Raw genomic sequence first — 21,343 nt, 5'->3', positions numbered from 1 at the left:
ACAGCAAGGGTTTGCGCAGAACGCGCAGAATAGCCTAACGTCGCGATCGCCTGTCGTGCGGCAGAGCACTGGAAGGAGCAGGTGGTGGGTGAGTGCGGTAACCGGATCGCAGCGTGGGCATTGGTTGCGCTAAGCGTGTGCGCCTGTTCGCGGACACCGACGCCAGCGCCTGCCGCTGCGCCGCAACCCGCTGCCGCCGCCGCGGTGCCGAGCAAGCCGAATGTGTCCATCGGTGGCGAAGAATCCGCCGAAACCGTGACGCAATGGCAGCCGCCGCCAGTGGACCTGGGCGATGAGCCGCTGGCGCAGGTGCGCAAGCGCGCCGACCAGGCATTGAAGGACGATCGGCTCTATCGCGACGCCGACGATGCGATTCCGCTGTATCTGGCAATCCAGCAACGCGCCGACGGCAAGGACGCGGCCAGCCGGCGCGGACTGGAGCAGGCGCGGCGCCGGTTGATCGAGCGCGGCCAGGCGCTGATCGCGCAGACCGACCGTCAGGACAGCGCGTTGGAACAGGCGCGTGAGCTGGCCATCGTGGCGCTGGCGCTCGCTCCGCAGGACCCGACGGTGCGCGCACTGCAGCGCGCAGTGGAAACTGCGCAGCGGGTGCTGAGCTTCAACCGTGCCGGCGAGGAGGATCTGCGTGGCGGCCGCCTGGGCGAAGACGGCAACGGGGCGCTGGTGAACTTTCGCGATGCGGCGCAGCTGGATCCGGACAACCCGCGCACGCGCCAGGGGCTGGCTGCAGTGGAAAGCGGCCTGCTGGCACGCGCCGAGCAGGCGGCCGAGGCGAGCGACTTCATCGGCGCACGCTACTGGTTGCAGATGGCCGGGCAGGTGCGTGAGCGCGCACCGACCATTGCCGATGCACGTGCGCGCATCGAGCGCATGCGTCGTGCCCAGATCGCCGCCCTGCACGACGCCGCCCTTCACGATCTCACCTCGCCCCGCGGCCTCAAGGCGGCTGGCGAAACACTGGCCGAGGTGCTGCGCATCGCCGACCCGGGCGATGCGGTGGCCGGCGATCTGCGGCGGCGGCTGGAACTGGCCACCCATTACGGCAGCTTCCGCCCCGGGCAGGTGTTCACCGACGGGCTCAAGGTCGGCGGGCGCGGTCCGCAGATGATCGTGGTGCCGCATGGCGCGTTCCAGATGGGCGCCGGCGATGCCGAGCCCGGCGCCTCCGATAACGAGCGCCCGGCGCATTATGTGCGTTTCGCGCGCGGGTTTGCGTTGTCGATCACCGAAGTGACGGTTGCCGAATTCCGCCAGTTCGTCGAGGCGACCGGCGCGCGTCCGCGTGCCACCCGGCGCGGGCACTCGGTGGTGTACGACGAGCGCAGCGGCAACTTCATCCGCCGCAGCGGGGTGGATTGGCAGTCCGACTACAACGGTGCGCAGGCCGCGCCCAACAGCCCGGTGATGCACGTCAGCATCCGCGACGCCGAAGCCTATGCGAGCTGGCTGTCGGAACAGACCGGCCGCCACTACCACGTGCCCAGCGAGGCCGAGTTCGAATACGCGGTGCGCGCCGGCACCACCGGGCGCTATCCCTGGGGCAATGCCGGCTCGCCGCCGCTGGATGCGGGCAACTTCACCGGCGGCAACGATGTCTCGCGCAGCGGCCGGCACTGGAACAACGGCTTTGTCGGCTATGGCGACGGCTTCTGGGGCCCGGCGCCGGTCGGCAGCTTTCGCGCCAATGCCTGGGGGCTGCACGACATGGGCGGCAACCTCAGCGAATGGGTGGCCGACTGCTGGCATGCCAGTTACCGTCGCGCGCCGGCCGACGGTGCCGCCTGGTTCAACCCCGGCTGCCGGCAGCGCATGATCCGCGGCGGCAGCTGGGCCAACTCGCCGCAGCAGACGCGTGCGGCCTGGCGGCAGTCGCAGGATTCGGACAGCACCAGCGCACGGATCGGCTTCCGCGTAGCGCGCGGGATCTAGGGCGCATCTGCAAGTCCGTGCGCATGCGCGTGTTGCGCCGGCACGCAGATCGATCGCCGTGCCGTCCGGGTGGCTTGCGCCCCCCGCAGTGCCCGTCGGCCGCAACGGCCTAGGCAGGGCCTAGCCTTTACCGCTGCAGGACCAGGACGCGCAGGCTTAACCGCAGCGAACGCTGCCTGCAATCGCCATGGAACCGGCCGCCTCGGCCGCGGTCCAAGCGCCAGCGCTTGCGAGGATTGCGGTGATGGACTGGGGAATCAAGGTGTTTCGTTGGGTCATCGCTGCACTGCTGATCGGCGGCAGTGGCTACGCCGTGGCGCGTCATCTGCAGGACGGAAATACTGCCGGGCATTACCGCTCGGTGGAGGTGCTGCGTCCGGAAGGCACGCCGAAGGCCATGGTGGTGCTGTTGCCCGACAGCGGCCATGCGCAGGACGGCCAGCGGCTTGCCGAGATGCTGAGCAACGACGGCGCGCTGGTCGCGGTGGTCGATACCGCCAGCTATCGCGAACGGGTGCGCGCGCATCACGCAGCCTGCAGCTCCCTGGCCGACGATGCCGAGCGATTGGGCAAGAAGTTGCTGCGCGCCGAGCATGTCGACGCGTTCCTGCCGCCGGTGCTGGTGGGGCAGGGCGATGGCGCGGTGCTGGCGCGGCAGGCGCTGGCCTCGGCCGCGCCCGACGTGCTGGGCGGCGCGGTTGTCGCCGATGGCGACGCCAGCGACGCCAGCGATGGCGGCCTGGCCTGCTCGCGCGACGTGCCCGATGCCAATCAAGGCTTCCTTGACGACCTGGTCGACGCTGCCAGCCCCATGCAGATCGCTGCGGCCACCCGGGGCCATTTCCTGACGGCCCAGGCGCAGGGCGTGGGCGATCTGCCGCTGGTCGAACTGCATGCGCCCGGCAGCGACCGCATGGTGGTCATGCTGTCCGGCGACGGCGGCTGGCGCGAACTCGATAAGGGCATTGCCGCGCGACTGCAGCAGCAGGGCGTGTCGGTGGTGGGCTGGAACAGCCTGCGCTACTTCTGGGCCAGCCGCACGCCGCAGCAGGTCGGGGCGGACCTGGATCGGGTGATTGCGACCTATCAACAGCGTTGGCATATCCACCATGTCGCGCTGGTGGGCTACTCGTTCGGCGCCGATGTGCTGCCGTTTGCCTATCCCGAGCTGTCGCCGCAGCAGCGCGCATCGGTGCAGTTTGTCAGCCTGCTCGGCCTTGCCCATCAAGCCGATTTCAAGGTGCGTGTCGGTGGCTGGCTTGGCTGGCATAACGATGCCGAGCGCGATGTGGAGCCGGCGATCCAGTCGCTGGACGCGCATCGCCTGCAATGCATCTATGGCGATCAGGAAAAGGACACGCTGTGCCCGGAGTTGCGCGCGCGTGGCGTGCAGGTGGTGGCGCGTCCGGGCGGGCATCACTTCGACCATGATCCGGTGGTGCTGGCCGGGCTGCTGCTGCAGGGCTGGCAGCAGGCGGCGCAGACGCCCAGTCATAGTTAGAGAGCCGGTGATGCCCTCTGATCTGCACGCGGAACGGTCTGCGGCGGGTTGAAGGGTTGATCCAGGCTTGGTTCGCCTGGGCGAAGCGGATATCGCCGCCCAGGCGCGCCCTTTGTGCCAATCAACGACGCTGCTCGGGCGACCGCCCTGCAGCTCATCGTTATCGCGACAAAGCGATGCGTGTGCGCTTGCTGATCGCCCGCGTCAACCAGGCAGCACGCGTGGTTACCGCCGTCAGTCGTCGTTGCCTGGTTCGACCCGCACTTCGATGCTGCCATCGGCCAGCTGCGCACGCAGGCGCTCGCCGGCGCTGACCTCGGCGGCGCTGCGCACCACGCTGCCATCGGCGGGGCGGGTCACGATGGCATAGCCACGCGCGACGGTAGCGAGCGGGCTGACCGCTTCCAGCGAGCGTGCCAGGCTGCGCAGCCGCAGTTGGTCATGCTGCATGCGCCGCTGCATCGCTGTCTGCGGATGCAGTGCGCGCAGTCGTTGCTGCAGCCTGGCCAGATCACGTTGCGGGTTGTGCGCGTGCAGGCGCGCCTGCGTCCGTTGCAGGCGTGCCTGCAGACGCTCCAGCACCTGGGTCATGCGCGCGCGCAGCTGGCGGCCGGCGTCCTGCTGCCGGCGTTGCAGCAATTGCAGCCGCGCCTGCGGGCTGTGCGCACGCAGGCGCAGGGCGAGCCGGTCGGCGCGCTGCATCGCATTGCCCAGCGCGTGCTGCTGCAGCTGGGCCATGCGGGCGCGCGCACGCCGCACGCGCGCGACCAGCTCGCGCTGATCGGGCACCAGCAGCTCCGCCGCCACCGAGGGCGTGGGCGCGCGTACGTCGGCCACGAAATCGCTGAGGCTGAAGTCGGTCTCGTGCCCGACCGCCGACACCACTGGCGTGTGCGCGGCGGCAATCGCGCGGGCCAGGCGTTCGTCGTTGAAAGCCCACAGGTCTTCCAGCGAGCCGCCGCCGCGGGTGATCAGAATGACGTCGTAGCGCCCGGAGGCATCGGCGCGCTGCAGCAATGAGGTGATCTGCGCCGCGGCGCTGTCGCCCTGCACCAGTGAGGGCAGCAGGTCCACTTCCAGCAACGGGAAGCGGCGCGCCAGGACGCTGAGCACGTCGCGCACCGCCGCACCGCTGGGCGAGGTGATCACTGCCAGCCGCCGCACATGCGCCGGTAACGGCTGCTTGCGCTCGGCGTCGAACAGACCCTCGGCGGCCAGGCGCGCACGCAGTTCGTCGAAGGCCCGGCGCAGGGCGCCTTCGCCAGCCTCTTCCATGTGGTCGAGTACCAGCTGGTAGTCGCCGCGCGCTTCGTACAGCGTGAGACGTCCGCGCGCGAGCACGCGCAGCCCTTCGCGCGGCTGGAACTTCAGCCAGGTGCTCTTGGGCTTGAACATCGCGCAACGGATCTGCGCGCGCGCGTCCTTGAGCGTGAAGTACAGATGGCCCGAGGAGGGGCGCGTGACGCTGCTCAGCTCTGCCTCCACCCAAACCAGCGGAAAGCTGCCTTCCAGCAGGTCGCGTGCCAGCGTATTGAGCTGGCTGGGGGTGAGGATCTGTTCGTTGCGGTCGGCCATCGCCGCATTATCCCGCAGCGGCGATGCGCATGCGTGAGCGCATCGGGCGGGACCTCACAAGCCGTGTTGCGCCAGCGCCCAGCCCACGTGTTCGCGCACCAGCTCCGAGGCGTCGTGGCGGCGCGCTTGCAGCGCCGCCAACACCTCCGGCGTACCGGGCGCATTGCCCAGGCCGACCGCGATGTTGCGCAGCCAGCGTTGATGGCCGCTGCGACGGATCGGGCTGCCTTCGGTGCGGCGCAGGAACTCGTCTTCGTCCCAGGCGAACAGCTGCGGCAGCGTCGCCACATCCAGCTCGTTGCGGGCGCGGAAATCGGCTTCGTCGGTGCGCTGGGCGAACTTGTTCCACGGGCAGACCAGCTGGCAGTCGTCGCAACCGAAGATGCGGTTGCCGATCGGCTTGCGCATCTGCTCGGGAATCGCGCCGTCGTGTTCGATGGTGAGATAGGCGATGCAGCGGCGCGCATCCAGCCGGTACGGGGCGATGATGGCCTGGGTCGGGCAGACGTCGATGCAGCGCGTGCAGGTGCCGCAATGCGCAGTGGCCGGGGTGTCGATGGGCAAGGGCAGATCGAGGTAGATCTCGCCCAGGAAGAACCATGAGCCGCCATTGCGATCGATCAGGCAGGTGTGTTTGCCGATCCAGCCCAGCCCGGCATTGCGCGCCAGTGCGCGCTCCAGCACCGGTGCCGAATCCACGAAGACCCGATAGCCGAACGCGCCGACTTCGCCCTGGATACGCTCGGCCAGTTTCTGCAGCCGGTTGCGCATCAGCTTGTGGTAATCGCGCCCCAGCGCATAGCGTGCCACGTAGGCGCGGCGGCCGTCGTGCAAGGTGTTCCAGGCCTCAGTGTCGTCCTTGCGGCCGTAGTCCATGCCCACCGACAGCACGCGCAAGGTGCCCGGCACCAGCTCCTGCGGGCGCGAACGCTTGTCGCCGTGCTGGGCCATCCAGTGCATGGTCCCGTACAGGCCTTCTTCCAGCCAGCTGCGCAGATGCGCCTCGTCTTCGCCGAGCTCGATGCCGGTGATGCCGCAGCGTTGGAAGCCCGCCTCGCGCGCGAGCGCACGGATGCGCGCGGCAGCGTCGGTGGGGTCGGGGCGGGCAAGGACGGCAGACATGGCGACAAGTATAGAATTCCCGGCATGTACGCACCGCTCGATCTTTACGACACCGCTGCCGCGCGCAGGCTGGACACGCAGGCCACCACGCTGCTCGGCGGCGACGGCTACATCTTGATGCAGCGCGCCGGGCAGGCCGCCTGGCAGCATCTGCTGGAACGCTGGCCGCAGGCGCGCCGCATCGTGGTGGTCTGCGGCACCGGCAACAACGGCGGCGATGGCTATGTGCTGGCACGCCTGGCGCAGCGGGCCGGGCGCCAGGTGCAGGTGGTGCATCTTGCCGAGCACGGCCCGGCATCGCCGCTGGCGCAACGTGCTTGTACCGACTATCTGGGCGTGGGCGGTGCGATCGAGCTGTTTCCCTCGTCGCTGGCGCAGGCCGATGTGATCGTCGATGCGCTGTTCGGCATCGGCCTCAACCGCGCGCCCGACGCCGAGACCACCGCCTTGATCGACGCCATCAACGCCGCCGGTGTGCCGGTGCTCGCACTGGACGTGCCCAGCGGCATCGATGCCGATCATGGCGTGGCCTTCGGTGCCGCGGTGCGCGCGCAGGCCACCTTGCAGTTCATCGTGCCGCACCTGGGGCTCTATACCGGTGATGCGCTGGAGCATGCCGGCACGCGCGCAACCGCGTCGCTGGACGTGCCGGATGCCGCATTCGACGGCCTGGCGCCGGCCGCGCACAGCTGGGACATCGACGCACTGGCCGCGCAGTTGCGCCCGCGGCGACGCAATACGCACAAGGGCGAGTCCGGTCGCGTGCTGTGCGTCGGCGGCAACCTCGGCAGCGGCGGCGCGGTCATGCTCACCGCCGAAGCGGCCCTGCGCAGCGGGGCAGGGCTGGTGCAGGTCGCCACCCGCGCCGAGCACGTCGCGCCGCTGCTGGCGCGTTGCCCGGAAGCGATGGTGCGTGCGGTGCAGGCCGACGACGACATCGCCGCGTTGGCTGACGCCGCCGACGTGGTCGCGCTGGGTCCGGGCCTGGGCCAGGACCCCTGGGCGCAGCGGTTGTGGCGTGCGGTGCTGGCCTCGGACCGCGCTCTCGTCATCGATGCAGATGGCCTGAATCTGCTGGCTGCCAACCCGGTGCCGGCGCGCGGCCCGCGTTTGTTGACCCCGCATCCCGGCGAGGCTGGACGTCTGCTGGGGATGTCGACCAGGCAGGTTCAGCAGGATCGACTGGCTGCCGCAGACGCATTGGCCAAACGTTTCGATGCAGTGGTGGTGCTCAAGGGCGCCGGCAGCGTGATCGCCGCGCCGCACGCAGTGCCGCGCATCATCGATGCCGGCAATCCGGGCATGGCGGTCGGCGGCATGGGCGACCTGCTGACTGGCGTGATCGCGGCCTTGCTGGCCCAGGGCTGGTCGCCCTTCGATGCCGCCAGCCTGGGCGCCTTGTTGCATGCCTGTGCCGGCGATGCAGCTGCGCGCGCGGGCGAGCGCGGCCTGCTGCCGACCGATCTGCTGCCCGAACTGCGCCGCCTCGCCAATGCCGGAGCCATTGCATGAGCCAACTCAGCGCACACCTGGTCGATGCGCAGGCCACCGAAACCCTGGGACAGGCCCTGGCCGCGGTGCGGCCCACCCGCGCGATGGTGCAACTGCACGGCGATCTCGGCGCCGGCAAATCCACACTGGCGCGCGCCCTGCTGCGCGCACTCGGCGTCACCGGGCCGATTCGCAGCCCCACCTACACGCTGGTCGAGCGCTATCCGCTCGGCACTGGCGACGAGGCCTGGCACCTGGATCTGTACCGCATCGGGCAGGCCGGAGAACTGGATTTTCTCGGGCTCGACGAAGGCAGCGCCAGCCTGTGGCTGGTCGAATGGCCGGAACGCGGCGCTGGTGCATTGCCGCCGGTGGATCTGGACGTGGAACTGGCAGTCGACGGCGAGGGGCGCAGCGTGACGTTGCTGGGCCGCAGCGAAACCGGCCGCGACTGGCTGAGGCGGCTGTCGGACTTGCCTCAGTTGCAGTCCCTTTGTGCCAGCTCACAGGAAGAATGAACGCCAGGTTGTGGATTATTAAGGGAAATCACCTTGCAATTCCTACGTTTGGGTGATTGAATCCAGCGCCATGACACCGGGGTTCCGCCAGTTCTGTGTTTCCACCGTGACCGCCAGCCTCAGCCTGGCGGTTTTTGCTGCGTGGGCCGGCGAAATCAAGGGCGTAGGCGTCAGCACCGGTGCCACCGGCACGCGCGCGGAGATCCAGCTCGCCGGTAGCGGCGGATTCAAGACGCTGTCGCTGGCCAACCCCAATCGGCTGGTGGTGGACTTTCCCGATTCCTCGGGTGTGCGTGGCCTCAAGCTGCCGCCGGCTGCCGGCCTGGTGACGTCGGTGCGTACCGGTCAACCGGTACCGGGCACCTTCCGGGTGGTATTCGAGCTGGCAACGCCGGTGACGCCGTTGAAGCCGCAGATGCAGACGCTGGGCAGCGCATCCACCCTGGTGATCGAGTGGCCGGGCGATCCGCCGGCTGCCGGCACGGTGACCGCCGCCGCGCCTGCCGCGCCGCCGCCGCGCCCGGCCAATGCACAATCGGAAGCCGCCCGCGCAACCGCTGCGTTGGCGGCGTCCGCGCAGCGCGCGTCGGTGGTGCCGCCTGCTCCGGCGCCCGCACCGTATGTGCCTGCGTCGGCCATGCCCAGCGTGACTCCGGCACCGGTACCGACCACGGTCGCCACCGGCGTGCCGACACCGCGTCCAGGCACCGCCACGACCGCGGTGACGACCAGCACGGCCGCGTCAGCAAGCACCGCCGGCACCCCGAACCGCGTCACCGTCTCCACCGCCGGTGCCGCGCCCGGCTCGGCGCTGCCAGGCAACGCCGCATCGCCGGCTGCGATCCTGAATGGCGGCAACGCGCCGCTGGGTGCTGCATCCGCCAATGCCATGGCTGCCATGCCGAATGCGGCTGCCGGCAGTATGGCCTCGGCGGACAGCGATGACCTGCCGCCGCGTCCGGTGCTGCCCAGCGAGGCCTCGCGGATCAAGATGGCACCGGGCATGCGGCCGCTGATCGTGGCCATCGATCCGGGACACGGCGGCCAGGATCCCGGCGCCATGGGTCCCACCGGCAAGCGCGAAAAAGACGTCACCCTGGCAGTCGGCCGCGAACTGGCGCGCCAGATCAATGCCACGCCCGGCATGAAGGCCTACCTGACGCGCGATACCGACGTGTTCATTCCGCTGCCGATGCGCGCGCAGAAGGCACGCGCCGCCAAGGCCGACATCTTCATCTCCATCCACGCCGACGCTGCCGAAAACCGCAGTGCGACCGGCTCGTCGGTCTATGTACTGTCGACCAAGGGCGCCTCCTCGCAGCGCGCGCGCTGGCTGGCCGACAAGGAAAATGCCGCCGACCTGGTCGGCGGGGTGCGTCTGCAGCAGACCGAAAGCACGCTGGCCAACGTGTTGCTGGACCTGGCGCAGAGCGGCCACATGAAGGCCTCCGAAGATGCGGCAGGGCACGTGCTCGGCGGCCTCAAGCGGATCGGCAACAATCACAAGCCGCAGCTGGAACGCGCCAACTTTGCGGTGCTGCGCACCTCCGACATGCCGGCGATGCTGGTGGAAACCGCCTTCATTTCCAATCCGGACGAAGAGCGCCGGCTGATCGATCCGGCCTACCAGCGCAAGATCGCCTCGGCCGTGCTGGATGGCATCGATACCTTCTTCACCCGCCAGCCGCCGCCGGGCACCCTGTTTGCCGCGCGCGCGCAGGCCGAAGCCGATGCCAGCGCTGGCACCGTGGCCGGCGGCAGCCGCTGAGCCGCTCGGCTATCATTCCGCACTGATTCCTTGATGACGGCGCCCGCGCGCCGCCGGATTGCCGTGCCGACGTCTGTCTTGCCTGTGACACCCCCGATGCGCTCCGCAGTCTGCGTCCAGCGCGAGCGCCTGTACTGATGGCGATCCGTCAGCTCCCCGAGATCCTGATCAACCAGATTGCCGCCGGCGAAGTCGTCGAGCGACCTGCGTCGGTGGTCAAGGAACTGGTCGAAAACGCACTCGATGCCGGCGCCACCCGCGTGGATATCGAGCTGGAAGAGGGCGGCGTGCGGCTGATCCGTATCCGCGACAATGGCGGCGGCATCGCTCCCGACGAACTGCCGCTGGCGGTGTCGCGGCATGCCACCAGCAAGATCGCATCGCTGGACGATCTGGAGACCGTGGCCACGCTCGGATTCCGCGGCGAAGCCCTGCCGTCGATCGCCTCGGTCAGCCGTTTCACGCTGATCTCGCGGCGCCACGATGCCGAACATGGCTCCGCACTGGAGATCGATGGCGGGCGCCTGAGCGAGGTGGTGCCACGTGCACACGCGCCCGGCACCACGGTCGAAGTGCGCGAGCTGTTCTTCAACGTGCCGGCGCGGCGCAAGTTCCTGCGTGCCGAGCGCACCGAGCTGGGGCATATCGAAGAATGGCTGCGCTCGTTGGCGTTGGCGCGCCCGGATGTGGAATTGCGGGTCTCGCACAACGGCAAACCGTCGCGTCGCTACAAGCCGGGCGATCTGTATTCGGATGCGCGGCTGGGCGAAACCCTGGGCGAGGATTTCGCGCGGCAGGCCTTGCGCGTCGATCACAGTGGCGCCGGCCTGCGGCTGCATGGCTGGGTCGCGCAGCCGCATTACTCGCGCGCCAGTACCGACCAGCAGTATCTCTACGTCAATGGCCGCTCGGTGCGCGATCGCAGCGTCGCGCACGCGGTCAAGATGGCCTATGGCGATGTGCTGTTCCATGGTCGCCAGCCGGCCTACGTGCTGTTCCTGGAACTGGATCCGGCGCGCGTGGACGTCAACGTGCATCCGGCCAAGCACGAGGTGCGTTTCCGTGAGGCGCGGCTGATCCACGACTTCGTCTACCGCACCTTGCAGGACGCGCTGGCGCATACGCGTGCCGGTGCGATGCCCAACAGCCTCGGCACCGAGGGCGCCAGCGACGCGGTTGCGGCGCCGGGCGGCATGCTCGACCGACCAAACTACGGTGGCGGTGGCGGCGGTGCCGGCTACGGTCAGTGGACGCCATCGCAGACTCCACTGGGCCTGCGCGTGGACGAGGCGCGTGCGGCCTACAGCGCGCTGTATGCGCCGCCGTCCAGTGGCACGCAGCAGCAGTCTGCCGCCTTGCCGGAGGGCAGCGGGATGGGCCTGCCGGCGACTGCCGCGGACAGTGGCGTGCCGCCGCTGGGGTATGCCGTCGCGCAGTTGCACGGCATCTACATCCTGGCCGAGAACGCCGAAGGCCTGATCGTGGTGGACATGCATGCCGCGCACGAACGCATCGGCTACGAGCGGCTCAAGAACGCGCACGACAGCATCGGCCTGCACGCACAACCGCTGCTGGTGCCGATGACGCTGGCGGTAGGCGAGCGCGAGGCCGACACCGCCGAGCGCGAGGCCGACACGCTGGCCAGCCTGGGCTTCGAGATCACCCGCGCCGGCCCGCAGTCGCTGCATGTGCGCAGCATTCCCGCGCTGCTTGCCAATGCCGATCCGGAGGCGTTGTTGCGCGATGTGCTCGGCGATCTGCGCGAGCATGGCCAGAGCCGGCGCATTGCCGGTGCGCGCGACGAACTGCTCTCCACGATGGCGTGCCACGGCGCGGTGCGCGCGAACCGGCGCCTGACCGTGCCGGAAATGAACGCACTGCTGCGCGATATGGAAGTCACCGAGCGCTCGGGCCAATGCAACCATGGCCGACCGACCTGGGCACGGTTTACGCTGGGCGAAATCGATCGCTGGTTCCTGAGGGGGCGCTGATGGCTGTATTGCACATGGGGAACCGCTGGCTGCTCGGCATGCTGGTGTGTGCGGCGCTGGCCGGCTGTGGCAAGGATGCATCGCCACCGGCAGCGCCGGCCGCACTCGACAAGGCCTTCCTGGCCGACAACGCGGCCTGGCGCGAAGCGCGCCTGACCGAGTTGCGCGCGCCCGATGGCTGGACCAGCCTGGTCGGCCTGCACTGGCTGTCGCTGAAGGCGCATTACATCGGCAGCAGTGCCGACAGCGGCATCAGGCTGGCGGTCGGGCCACCCAAGATGGGCATGGTCGCGACCGAGGCCGATACGGTCTGGTTCGTGCCCGAGCGCGGCGCAGCATTGACCGTCGACGGCAAGCCGCTGACCGGCAGGATCCGCTTCCAGTCCGATCGCGACCCGCAGCCGACCTTCATCCATTTCGATGGCGGCAAGGGCGTGTTGAGCCTGATCCATCGCGGCGACCGCAACGCGCTGCGGGTCAAGCATGCCGACGCGCCATCGCGCAGCCACTTCGCCGGGCTGGACTACTGGCCGGTCGATCCGTCCTGGCGCATCAGCGCGCGCTATGTGCCCAACGATGTCGGCAAGACCATTCCGATCGTGGACATCGTCGGCATCAGCAGCGAACAGCCCAACGCCGGGGCAATCACCTTCGAGCGCGATGGCAAGGCGTATCGGCTGGAGACCATCGGCGAACCCGGGCGGCCGATGTTCGTGGTGTTCGCCGACCGCACCAGTGGGCACGGCAGCTATCCGGCCGGGCGCTTTCTCGACCTGGACGTGCCCGACGCCTCCGGGCATGTGGTCGTCGATTTCAACCGTGCCTACAACCCGCCGTGCGCGTTCACCCCGTTTGCGACCTGTCCGCTGCCGCCACCGGAAAACCGCATCGACCTGGCGGTGTCAGCCGGCGAGAAGACCTACAAGGTGCCGCACTGACGTGGAGACCAACGTGGTGAAGGCAAGCATGCGCGCCCGGTTGATAGCCTGGTCCAGCAGTGCGGTCATCGCTCTGGCGTTATGGAGCGGAGCGGTCGCGCCGACCTGGGCGCGCGCCGGCAGCGATGCGCCGGCCGGTCCGCCGGTGCCGCTGTTGTGGAAGGTCGATGGCAAGGGCGGCACGCTGTATCTGCTGGGTTCGTTCCATGTGCTCAAGCCCAGCGATTACCCGTTGTCGCCGGATGTGATGCAGGCCTTCGCCAAGGCCGACCGGCTGGTGTTCGAACTGCCGCCCTCCGATGCGCAATCGCCCGAACTGGCCGGCCGCATGCTGCAGGCGGCGCGGCGCAGCGACGGGCGTCGCCTGCAGGAAGTACTGGATCCGAAGACCTGGCAGGCGCTGACCACCTATGCCCGCAAACACGGGATGCCGGTGGACAGCTTGCAGACCCTGGAACCCTGGTTCGTGGCACTGACGATCAGCCTGGCGGAGATGGGCCGGCAAGGCATGGACCCGAACGCCGGTCTGGACCATTACCTGATGGCGCAGGCACAGACCGGTGGCAAACCGGCCGATGGGCTGGAGCGTGCCGAAGAGCAGATTGCCTTGCTCGATGGCATGTCGCCCACCGAACAGCATCAGCTGCTGGAGGAATCGCTGGACGATGCCGGCGCCAACGATCAGCTACGTGAGCTGCACGCGGCCTGGCGCAGTGGCGATGTGCGTACCCTGTCCACGCAGATGGCCGAAGAAATGCGGCAGCACTACCCGGCGCTGTACCAGGACATCAATGTCGAGCGCAATGCGCGCTGGGTGCCGCGGCTGGAGCAGCGGCTGGGCAAGGGCAGCGGGACCACGCTGGTGGTGGTCGGTGCGCTGCACCTGCTGGGAAGCGATGGCGTGGTGGAGCGTCTGCGCGCACGGGGCTATCACGTGGAGCGGATCTGCTCGGCCTGCGCGGGGCAGGCAAGCCGCTGATCGGTGGCGCCGCGGAGCGTGTCACGGCTCCCGGCGCCGCGCGTGGGTTACCCGCGGTTGCGGGCCTTGCCGGCGCTGCCGGCAGTGCCGTGCGTGCCGGTGCCCATCGGGCCGCTGCCCATGCCGCTGGCAGCCGGCGGGGTCGGCGGCGTGCCGGGGCCGCCCGGACGGCCGAAGCCGGCGCCAAAGTTGCGCTGGAACTCCTGCCACAACTCCAGGTTGCGCTCGGTCAGCTGGTTCATCATCGCCCACGGGGTCTGCCCGAGCAGGTTGCCCATCTGTTGGCGGAACTGCTGCTGCTGATCCAGGAACACCTGCATGCTGCGCTCCAGGTAGTTGCCCATGAAGCCCTGCAGCGAGTCGCCGTAGAAACGGATGATCTGACTCAGCAACTGGGTCGACAGCATCGGCTCGCCGTCCTGTTCACGGTCGGCAATGATCTGCAGCAAGACCGCGCGGCTGAGGTCTTCGCCGCTCTTGGCGTCGCGTACCTCGAATTCTTCGCCGTCGATGATGAGCTGACGCACATCCTCAATGGTGATGTAGCTGGAAATTTCCGTGTCGTAGAGACGGCGATTGGGATACTTCTTGATGATGCGAAGTCCGGCCATGGAACGTTCACTCACAACGATAGTGCGCGCAGGATGGCGCACCGCAGCAGCCCTTGCAACCGCCACAAGGCCTTATTTTCTTAAGTAGACACATAAAAAATGTTGCGCAGCATGATTTTCAAGGGTTTTTATGCTGCATCGCAAAGTTGCAGCAAAGCTCACCAGCCCATGTGGTGGCCGCCGTTGATATCCAGGTTGGAGCCGGTGATCCAGGCGGCCTCTTCCGCGACCAGGAATGCGACCGCATAGGCGATTTCTTCCGGCCGGCCCAGGCGGCCGGTGGGGATGTCGGCAACGATCTTGGCGCGCACCTCTTCAGGGACCGCCATCACCATGTCGGTGGCCACATACCCCGGCGACACGGTATTGACGGTCACTCCGAACGCGGCATTTTCGCGTGCCAGGGAAATGGTGAAGCCATGCATGCCGGCCTTGGCGGCCGCGTAATTGGCCTGCCCGTACTGGCCCTTCAGGCCGTTGATCGAACTGATCTGGATCACCCGTCCCCAGCCGCGCTGGCGCATGCCCTCGATCACCGGGCGGGTGACGTTGAACACCGAGTTGAGATTGGTGTTGATGACGTCATGCCATTGCTCGGCAGTCATGCGATGGAAGGTGGTGTCGCGGGTGATGCCGGCGTTGTTGACCAGTATTTCGATCGGCCCCAGCGCTGCCTGGACGTCCTCGACCAGGCTGCGCGCATGTTCGGAGGACGCCACATCGCCGCGGAACAGGGCGATATCGTAGCCCTGGGTCTGCATGCGCTGCTGCCACGCCTGGGCTTTTTCGGCATTGCGGAAGTTGCTGGCCACCCGGTGGCCCTGGTCGGCTAGGCGCTTGCAGATGGCGGTGCCGATACCGCCGGTGCCGCCGGTGACCAATACGACGCGAGATGTCATGACGACTCCAATGGACAGGTAAGACTGGGGGCGGGCGGGGCACAGGCGCGCTGCCTGGCCCGACGCCGGTGCCGGGGCGCAATTCTAGTCACGCCGGGGCTGCGATGCGCATCCGTCCGCGTCCAGATGCAGGTGCCGGGGCAACCGCTGTGGCGAAAAATGCTGCACCGCATGCTGCAGCAAGGTGTCCAGCGCCGCCCGGCGCGGCAAGGCTGCCGGCTGCTGTCCCAGCACGGCCCAGGCGGCGTGCAGGGCCGGTTGCGGATCGGCATCGTCCAGCGCGGGCGCAGCGTGCGACTTGGACAGCTTGCGGCCGGTGTGATCCAGGATCAGCGGCAGATGCAGGTAGCGCGGTTGCCGCAGGCCCAGCGCGCGCTGCAGCAACAACTGGCGCGGGGTGGAGTCCAGCAGGTCGGCGCCGCGCACGACATCGGTGATGGCCTGCGCGGCATCGTCGACCACCACCGCCAGCTGGTACGCCCAGTAGCCATCGGCGCGGCGCAGCACCACGTCGCCGACCTCGGCATGCACGTCCTGCACCACATGGCCCTGCAGCGCGTCGTCGAAGCCGACCGGCGGCTGTGGCGGCACCCGCAGGCGCACCGCGCGGCGGGCGCCCAGCGGCGCCACGCAGGCGTGGTGGATGCCGCCCATGCCGGCAAGGTCGGCCCGGCTGCAGCTGCATTCGAACGCCAGTCCCGCCTCCAGCAAGGTGGTGACGGCGGCGTCGTACTGTGCGTGGCGCCCGGATTGATACAGCACCGGCAGGTCCGAGTGCAGGCCGAAGGCGGCCAGCGTGCGCAGTTGGCGTGCGGAGGCGCCGGGTTCGGCACGCGGTGGATCGATGTCTTCGATGCGCACACACCACTGACCGCCGGCATGCCGCGCCAGCAGCCAGCTGCCGAATGCCGCCAGCAGGGAGCCGAAGTGCAGCGGGCCGGTCGGGGAGGGCGCGAAGCGGCCGCGGTAGGGGAGAGCTGGCATGGTCGGCTGAATCGTCGGTCAGGTGATCGCTTGATTTCAAGCGCTGACGACCGCAGATCCGCTGCAGTCCATCCTGCTCGCGTGGAGTCGTCGCACCATGTTCAACCGCATTTTCCTGTTCCTGCTGACCAATTTTGCGGTGCTGATGCTGGCCGGCATCATGATGTCGGTGCTGGGCGTCAATCCCGCGCAGATGAGCGGCCTGCTGGTGATGGCGGCCGTGTTCGGGTTCGGCGGCTCGTTCATCTCGTTGCTGCTGTCCAAGTTCATGGCCAAGCGCAGCACCGGCGCGCAGGTGATCAGCGAGCCGCGCACGCCAACCGAGCGCTGGCTGCTGGCGACGGTGCGGCGCCAGGCCGAGGCGGCCGGCATCGGCATGCCGGAAGTGGCGGTCTACGACGGCCCGGAGATCAATGCCTTCGCCACCGGCGCCAACCGCAACAACGCGCTGGTGGCGGTGTCCACCGGGCTGCTGCAGAACATGAGCCAGGACGAGGCCGAGGCGGTGCTAGGCCATGAAATCGCGCATGTCGCCAATGGCGACATGGTCACCATGGCCTTGCTGCAGGGCGTGCTCAATACCTTCGTGATCGTGCTGGCGCGCGTGGTCGGCGGCGTCATCGACAGCGCCATGTCGGGCAACCGCGACGGTGGCCGCGGCTTTGCCTACTACATCATCGTGTTCGTGCTGGAGATGGTGTTTGGCCTGTTCGCGACGATGATCGCGATGTGGTTCTCGCGGCGCCGCGAATTCCGTGCCGATGCCGGTGGCGCGCAACTGGCGGGCCGCGGCAAGATGATCGCCGCATTGGAACGCCTGTCGCTCAACCATGGCCAGAACAGCCTGCCTTCGCAGGTGCAGGCGTTCGGCATTTCCGGCGGTGGTGGCGATGGGTTGCGCCGGCTGTTCCTGAGCCACCCGCCGCTGTCCGAGCGTATCGCCGCGCTGCGCGCCGCCAACGGTGCGGCGATGTAAGACGGTAGCGCCAACCGATGCGTGCCGCCCAACAAAAACCCGCGTCCTGCGGGTTTTTTGTTGGCTGGAGCGCGGCGGCAGTGATGCGCTACGGCTGCAGGTCTCAGCCGAACTCGTAGTTCATCAACGGCCCGGTCGGGGCGACGAAATCGCCTTGCACATAGTCCACCCCGGCGCTGAAGAAGGTGCTCATCGACTGCGCATCGGCCACGAACTCGGCCACGGTGAGGATGCCGGCCGGCTGCGCGCGCGAGGTGATCTCGCGGATCTTCTCCTGGCTTTCGCGCGCCGAGGCCACCTCGCCGGTGATGCCGCGATCGAGCTTGAGGAAGGCCGGCTGGAAATGCGCCAGCAGCTGGAACGAGTCCAGGCCCGAGCCGAACTGTTCCAGCCCGACCTTGCAGCCCATCGCCGACACCGCCGCCAGGAACTGCTGGGCATTGCGCAGATGGGTGAACACCTTCGATTCCGGCGTCTGCAGCCACAGCCGTTCGCCCGGCACGCCGTACACGGCCAGCTGCTCGCGGATGATGTCGATCATCTGCGGATCGGAGAACGAGTTGGGCCCGATGCGTACCAGCAGGTGCGTCCTGTGTCCCGCACGTTGCCGCTCGCCGAGCTGGCGGATCGCGCGTGCCACCACCCAGCGGTCGATCTCGGTGATCAGATCGTGTTCTTCGGCGATCGCCATGAAGGCGTTCGGCGACATCATCTCGCCGTTGCGCTCCAGCCGCAGGAAGGCCTGGTACAGCTCCAGCGGCTCGCCCTGCAGGTTGAGCACCGGCTGGTAATGCAGCAGGAAGCCGTCGCCGACCAGCGCCTCGCGCAGTTGCTGCACCCAGCGCTCGATGCGTTCCTCTTCAGCCCGGTCGGCTGCTGCCGGGTCGTAGATGCTGACCGCATTGCCGCCGAGCTCGGCGGTGGTGCGCACTGCCTCGGTGCCACGGTTGAGCACATGGCCGATGCTGGCGATCTTCTCGCCGATCTGCACGCCGCCGATGCTCACCGTCACCGTGGCCGAACGCGCGCCGATGCTGAAGACGTGCTGCGCAAAGGCGTCGCGTACCAGCTCCGCCAGTGCATGCGTGCGCGCGTAATTGCCGTCCATCAACAACGCAAAGCTGTGCTCGCCGAAACGTGCGGCGACCACGCTGTCATCGCTCACGCTGGCCACGTGCGCGGCCAGCGCGGCGATCAGCGCATCGGCCGAATCCAGGCCGATCTCGGGCAGCAGGCGCGCATAGTGGTCGGGCTCGATCAACAGGAAGCCGGACTGGCCTTCGCTGCGGCCGGCGCGCGCCACCGCCTGTTCCAGCGCCACCATGAAGGTGGGGCGGTTGAGCAGGCCGGTGACCTGGTCGCGCTGGCGCAGGTCCTCGACCTCGCGCGCCAGCTCCGGGTCGAATTCCTCGCGACGGCGGAACACCACCTGGATGCACGGCTCGCCTTCGTAGGTCGCGGTGGCGAACTCCATCGTCGCCGGGAAGGTGTCGCCTTCGAGCCGGCGCGCGTCGACCTTGTACTGCGCCGGCGGCGGCTCACCCTTGGACATGGCCTTGAGCAGCTGCTTGAAATCGTCGACGTACTGGGCGGCAATCATGTCCAGCAGCGACACACCTTCGACATCGTCGAACGACTCGAAGCCGAACATGTCCAGATACGCCTCGTTGGCGCGGATGTGCATGCCTTCGTGCACGTAGGCGATCGGGTCGCGCGAGGAGGCGATCAGGGCGTCGCAGCGCCGCTCGGTCTCGCGCATCTGTGCCTCGATGCGGCGCAGGCCACGGCGTGCCTGCAGGTCAGCCCATTCCGAGCGCACCAGCGACAGCAGGTGTTCGGGGCGATGACGCAGCGCGATGGCGCGAATGCCATGCGCTGCGGCCTCGACCAGCGCGTTTTCCTCGATCCGCTCGGCCAGCAGGATGATCGGAATATCCTTGCCGCTGCCGGCGATCTGCTGCCGCAACGCGCTCATCGGGATCTGCAGCGCCTGCCCGTGCAGGGCCAGGTCGATCTGTCCCGACAGCATGCTGGCGAGCTCTTCCGGTGTCTGCGGCCGCGACGGACGCACTGCGATGCCGCCGTTGCGCAGCGCGGTCACGATCGCCTCCGCGCTTTCGACACTGTCGTCGACGATCATCAGGCGGAGGGTGAGATCTTTGCCTTTTTGCATGCGCGTTTCCCTAGCGACGGGCTTTAATACACGAAGGAACTCGGCTGCGTCCATGTCTGTGGACACGGCCGCATCCGGGGTGAGACTCAGGCCACGTTTCCACGTGTCGAAGCCGACATCAGGCGACGCTCCCGGCGGCATGGCCGGACGCCCACGCCCACTGAAAGTTGTAGCCGCCCAGCCAGCCGGTCACGTCCAGCACCTCGCCGACGAAGTACAGGCCGGCCACCAGGCGCGACTCCATGCTCGCACTGGAGACCTGGTTGGTATCGACACCTCCCAGCGTTACTTCAGCGGTGCGATAGCCCTCGGTTCCACTGGCGATCAGCGGGAAGGCGGCCAGCAGGTCCGCTGCGGCCTGCAACTGCGGTGGGTCGAGCTGGCGGACCGGCTTGTCCGGCAACCACACCTCGCACAGGCGCTGGGCGAACCGCCGCGGCAGCACGTCGGCCAGCACGTTGCGCAGTTCGGTGGCGCCACGCTGATTTTTCTGGTCGCGCAGCCAGGCCGCGGCATCCTGGCCTGGCAGCAGGTCCAGGCGCAGGTCGTCGCCGGGCTGCCAGTACGAGGAGATCTGCAGGATGGCCGGGCCGCTGACGCCGCGGTGGGTGACCAGCATGAAGTTGCGGAAGCTGACCCCGTTGCACTGCGCCTGGACCGGTAGCGCCAGCCCGGACAGGTCCTGCAGCCGTTCCTGGTGCTTGCCGCTCAGGGTCAGCGGCACCAGCCCGGCACGCGTCGGCAACAGGGTGTGGCCGAACTGCTGGGCCAGCGTGTAGCCGAAGCCACTGGCGCCCATGCTCGGAATCGACAGCCCGCCGGTTGCCACGATCAGCGACTGCGCCTGCACGCGTCCCTGGCTGGTCTCCACGCTGAAGCCGTCGCTGCCGCGCTGCACCGATTGCACCTTGCAGTCGGTACGCACCTGCACGCCCGCCGCCTCGCACTCGTCCAGCAGCATGCGCACGATCTGCTTGGACGAGATGTCGCAGAACAGCTGGCCCAGCTCTTTCTCGTGATAGGCAATGCCGTGGCGCTCGACCATCTCCACGAAATCCAGCGGGCTGTAGCGGGCGAGGGCGGACTTGCAGAAGTGGCGGTTGGCCGAGAGGAAGTTGCCCGGTGTGGTGCCGGTATTGGTGAAGTTGCAGCGGCCGCCACCGGACATCAGGATCTTCTTGCCGACCTTGTTGGCATGGTCGATCACCAGCACCTGGCGGCCGCGCCGGCCTGCGGTGAAGGCACTCATCAGTCCGGCCGCGCCGGCACCGATGACCAGCACGTCGCAACGCATGCTCATTCGGCCGGGGCTTGCCGCACCATCGGGGTCAGGGTGACGCTGCCGTGGTCGGCCAGCATCTGCACCTCGCCGTCCTGGATGATCACGTCGAAGCGCATGCCGCGCTGGATCAGCGCGCCCAGCGCCTCGGTGGCCTGCGAGTCCAGCTCGATCACGCGCAGGTTGCGCTGGCGGCTAAGCGCGTTGGCCTGCTTCTTCCACCAGGTTTCGGTGGCCTGGCCGCCATAGCCGATCACCACCGCCTCGCGCGACCGATTGCAGGCCTTGCGCACCCGGCTTTCGTCCGGCTGGCCGAGGTCGATCCACAGGTCCGGGTCGCCGGTGTAGTCGCGCCGCCACAGGTCGGGTTCGTCCTCGTTGCTGAGGCCGCGACCGAATTCCAGGCGGTCGTCGGCAAACAGCGCGAACGCCAGCAGCCGCACCATCAGGCGCTCGTCGGTTTCGGAGGGGTGCTGGGCCAGGGTCAACGAATGGTTGGCGTAGTAGCCACGGTCCATGTCGCTGATCTGGAGTTCCGCCCTGCGGACGGTGGCGGTAAGGGCCATCAGGATGCCGGTTGCAAAGGGC

The 21,343-nt window shown here is 68.3% G+C and carries 17 protein-coding genes; 9 read left to right on the top strand and 8 right to left on the bottom strand.

Annotated elements, in window-relative coordinates; genetic code table 11:
• Positions 1 to 84 precede the first annotated feature (84 nt).
• Both AC1PLS_RS12115 and AC1PLS_RS12110 read left to right on the top strand, forming a co-directional pair.
• Positions 85 to 1,950 (top strand): SUMF1/EgtB/PvdO family nonheme iron enzyme, encoded by a 1,866-nt coding sequence (locus tag AC1PLS_RS12115; protein ID WP_481103727.1) that lies wholly within the window; start codon positions 85 to 87, stop codon positions 1,948 to 1,950.
• Positions 1,951 to 2,194: 244 nt separating this feature from the next.
• Positions 2,195 to 3,451 carry an AcvB/VirJ family lysyl-phosphatidylglycerol hydrolase gene (locus tag AC1PLS_RS12110; RefSeq protein WP_481103726.1) on the top strand — a complete coding sequence of 419 codons (1,257 nt, stop codon included), beginning with the start codon at positions 2,195 to 2,197 and terminating at the stop codon, positions 3,449 to 3,451.
• Between the two features lie 234 nt (positions 3,452 to 3,685).
• Here the strand turns inward: AC1PLS_RS12110 and xseA are convergent, their stop codons facing one another.
• Together xseA and queG are read right to left on the bottom strand one after the other, a co-directional pair.
• Positions 3,686 to 5,026, bottom strand: a complete 1,341-nt coding sequence (gene xseA / locus AC1PLS_RS12105; protein WP_481103725.1) for an exodeoxyribonuclease VII large subunit — start codon at positions 5,024 to 5,026, stop codon at positions 3,686 to 3,688.
• Positions 5,027 to 5,080: 54 nt separating this feature from the next.
• The gene (gene queG, locus AC1PLS_RS12100; RefSeq protein WP_046343068.1) at positions 5,081 to 6,148 is read right to left on the bottom strand and encodes a tRNA epoxyqueuosine(34) reductase QueG; all 1,068 of its coding nucleotides are present in this window, start codon (positions 6,146 to 6,148) and stop codon (positions 5,081 to 5,083) included.
• Between the two features lie 24 nt (positions 6,149 to 6,172).
• On the opposite strand from queG, the gene AC1PLS_RS12095 reads away from it, so the two are divergent.
• From AC1PLS_RS12095 to AC1PLS_RS12070, 6 genes are all read left to right on the top strand, one after another.
• Complete coding sequence (locus tag AC1PLS_RS12095; RefSeq protein ID WP_184431306.1) at positions 6,173 to 7,660, top strand: NAD(P)H-hydrate dehydratase; 1,488 nt, start codon at positions 6,173 to 6,175, stop codon at positions 7,658 to 7,660.
• Positions 7,657 to 8,157, top strand: coding sequence for a tRNA (adenosine(37)-N6)-threonylcarbamoyltransferase complex ATPase subunit type 1 TsaE (tsaE, locus tag AC1PLS_RS12090; protein ID WP_054592731.1), 501 nt, complete (start codon positions 7,657 to 7,659; stop codon positions 8,155 to 8,157). The genes AC1PLS_RS12095 and tsaE overlap by 4 nt, the downstream gene beginning before the upstream one ends.
• 70 nt (positions 8,158 to 8,227) lie before the next feature.
• Positions 8,228 to 9,925 carry an N-acetylmuramoyl-L-alanine amidase gene (locus tag AC1PLS_RS12085; RefSeq protein ID WP_184431302.1) on the top strand — a complete coding sequence of 566 codons (1,698 nt, stop codon included), beginning with the start codon at positions 8,228 to 8,230 and terminating at the stop codon, positions 9,923 to 9,925.
• Positions 9,926 to 10,062: 137 nt separating this feature from the next.
• Entirely contained in the window at positions 10,063 to 11,916 is a 1,854-nt protein-coding gene (gene mutL, locus AC1PLS_RS12080; RefSeq protein ID WP_184431300.1) for a DNA mismatch repair endonuclease MutL, read from the top strand.
• Entirely contained in the window at positions 11,916 to 12,854 is a 939-nt protein-coding gene (locus AC1PLS_RS12075; RefSeq protein ID WP_184431298.1) for a DUF1684 domain-containing protein, read from the top strand. The genes mutL and AC1PLS_RS12075 overlap by 1 nt, the downstream gene beginning before the upstream one ends.
• Before the next feature lie 28 nt (positions 12,855 to 12,882).
• Complete coding sequence (locus tag AC1PLS_RS12070) at positions 12,883 to 13,833, top strand: TraB/GumN family protein (RefSeq protein WP_184431296.1); 951 nt, start codon at positions 12,883 to 12,885, stop codon at positions 13,831 to 13,833.
• Positions 13,834 to 13,880: 47 nt separating this feature from the next.
• Here the strand turns inward: AC1PLS_RS12070 and phaR are convergent, their stop codons facing one another.
• From phaR to gluQRS, 3 genes are all read right to left on the bottom strand, one after another.
• Positions 13,881 to 14,444, bottom strand: a complete 564-nt coding sequence (gene phaR / locus AC1PLS_RS12065; protein WP_184431294.1) for a polyhydroxyalkanoate synthesis repressor PhaR — start codon at positions 14,442 to 14,444, stop codon at positions 13,881 to 13,883.
• A gap of 158 nt (positions 14,445 to 14,602) precedes the next feature.
• On the bottom strand, positions 14,603 to 15,343 hold the full coding sequence (gene phbB, locus AC1PLS_RS12060) for a beta-ketoacyl-ACP reductase (protein WP_024939297.1): 741 nt from the start codon (positions 15,341 to 15,343) through the stop codon (positions 14,603 to 14,605).
• 84 nt (positions 15,344 to 15,427) lie between these two features.
• Positions 15,428 to 16,327 (bottom strand): tRNA glutamyl-Q(34) synthetase GluQRS, encoded by a 900-nt coding sequence (gene gluQRS / locus AC1PLS_RS12055; protein ID WP_184431292.1) that lies wholly within the window; start codon positions 16,325 to 16,327, stop codon positions 15,428 to 15,430.
• 97 nt (positions 16,328 to 16,424) lie between these two features.
• Here gluQRS and htpX point away from each other — a divergent pair, with 97 nt between their 5' ends.
• Positions 16,425 to 17,303, top strand: a complete 879-nt coding sequence (htpX, locus tag AC1PLS_RS12050) for a protease HtpX (protein ID WP_184431290.1) — start codon at positions 16,425 to 16,427, stop codon at positions 17,301 to 17,303.
• Between the two features lie 103 nt (positions 17,304 to 17,406).
• On the opposite strand, the gene AC1PLS_RS12045 is transcribed toward htpX, so the two are convergent.
• The 3 genes from AC1PLS_RS12045 to AC1PLS_RS12035 form a co-directional block, all read right to left on the bottom strand.
• Entirely contained in the window at positions 17,407 to 19,476 is a 2,070-nt protein-coding gene (locus tag AC1PLS_RS12045; protein ID WP_184431288.1) for a GGDEF/EAL domain-containing response regulator, read from the bottom strand.
• A gap of 118 nt (positions 19,477 to 19,594) precedes the next feature.
• Positions 19,595 to 20,776, bottom strand: coding sequence for a BaiN/RdsA family NAD(P)/FAD-dependent oxidoreductase (locus AC1PLS_RS12040; RefSeq protein WP_039813694.1), 1,182 nt, complete (start codon positions 20,774 to 20,776; stop codon positions 19,595 to 19,597).
• Entirely contained in the window at positions 20,773 to 21,321 is a 549-nt protein-coding gene (locus AC1PLS_RS12035) for a YaeQ family protein (RefSeq protein ID WP_024939301.1), read from the bottom strand. Before AC1PLS_RS12035 ends, AC1PLS_RS12040 begins: the two co-directional genes overlap by 4 nt.
• Positions 21,322 to 21,343 lie beyond the last annotated feature (22 nt).

The organism is Xanthomonas sp. NCPPB 3218, from assembly GCF_056725185.1.
Note: the sequence above shows the minus strand (reverse complement) of the source record. Positions and strands in the feature narration are given on the sequence as shown.

Excerpts from the sequence above, each read along its gene's own strand:
- phbB (WP_024939297.1), bottom strand. The coding sequence starts at position 15,343 with ATGACATCTCGCGTCGTATTGGTCACCGGCGGCACCGGCGGTATCGGC.
- gluQRS (WP_184431292.1), bottom strand. The coding sequence starts at position 16,327 with ATGCCAGCTCTCCCCTACCGCGGCCGCTTCGCGCCCTCCCCGACCGGC.
- AC1PLS_RS12070 (WP_184431296.1), top strand. The coding sequence starts at position 12,883 with ATGCGCGCCCGGTTGATAGCCTGGTCCAGCAGTGCGGTCATCGCTCTG.
- AC1PLS_RS12035 (WP_024939301.1), bottom strand. The coding sequence starts at position 21,321 with ATGGCCCTTACCGCCACCGTCCGCAGGGCGGAACTCCAGATCAGCGAC.
- AC1PLS_RS12095 (WP_184431306.1), top strand. The coding sequence starts at position 6,173 with ATGTACGCACCGCTCGATCTTTACGACACCGCTGCCGCGCGCAGGCTG.
- AC1PLS_RS12085 (WP_184431302.1), top strand. The coding sequence starts at position 8,228 with ATGACACCGGGGTTCCGCCAGTTCTGTGTTTCCACCGTGACCGCCAGC.
- AC1PLS_RS12040 (WP_039813694.1), bottom strand. The coding sequence starts at position 20,776 with ATGAGCATGCGTTGCGACGTGCTGGTCATCGGTGCCGGCGCGGCCGGA.
- mutL (WP_184431300.1), top strand. The coding sequence starts at position 10,063 with ATGGCGATCCGTCAGCTCCCCGAGATCCTGATCAACCAGATTGCCGCC.
- queG (WP_046343068.1), bottom strand. The coding sequence starts at position 6,148 with ATGTCTGCCGTCCTTGCCCGCCCCGACCCCACCGACGCTGCCGCGCGC.
- AC1PLS_RS12075 (WP_184431298.1), top strand. The coding sequence starts at position 11,916 with ATGGCTGTATTGCACATGGGGAACCGCTGGCTGCTCGGCATGCTGGTG.
- phaR (WP_184431294.1), bottom strand. The coding sequence starts at position 14,444 with ATGGCCGGACTTCGCATCATCAAGAAGTATCCCAATCGCCGTCTCTAC.
- tsaE (WP_054592731.1), top strand. The coding sequence starts at position 7,657 with ATGAGCCAACTCAGCGCACACCTGGTCGATGCGCAGGCCACCGAAACC.
- AC1PLS_RS12045 (WP_184431288.1), bottom strand. The coding sequence starts at position 19,476 with ATGCAAAAAGGCAAAGATCTCACCCTCCGCCTGATGATCGTCGACGAC.
- AC1PLS_RS12110 (WP_481103726.1), top strand. The coding sequence starts at position 2,195 with ATGGACTGGGGAATCAAGGTGTTTCGTTGGGTCATCGCTGCACTGCTG.
- htpX (WP_184431290.1), top strand. The coding sequence starts at position 16,425 with ATGTTCAACCGCATTTTCCTGTTCCTGCTGACCAATTTTGCGGTGCTG.
- xseA (WP_481103725.1), bottom strand. The coding sequence starts at position 5,026 with ATGGCCGACCGCAACGAACAGATCCTCACCCCCAGCCAGCTCAATACG.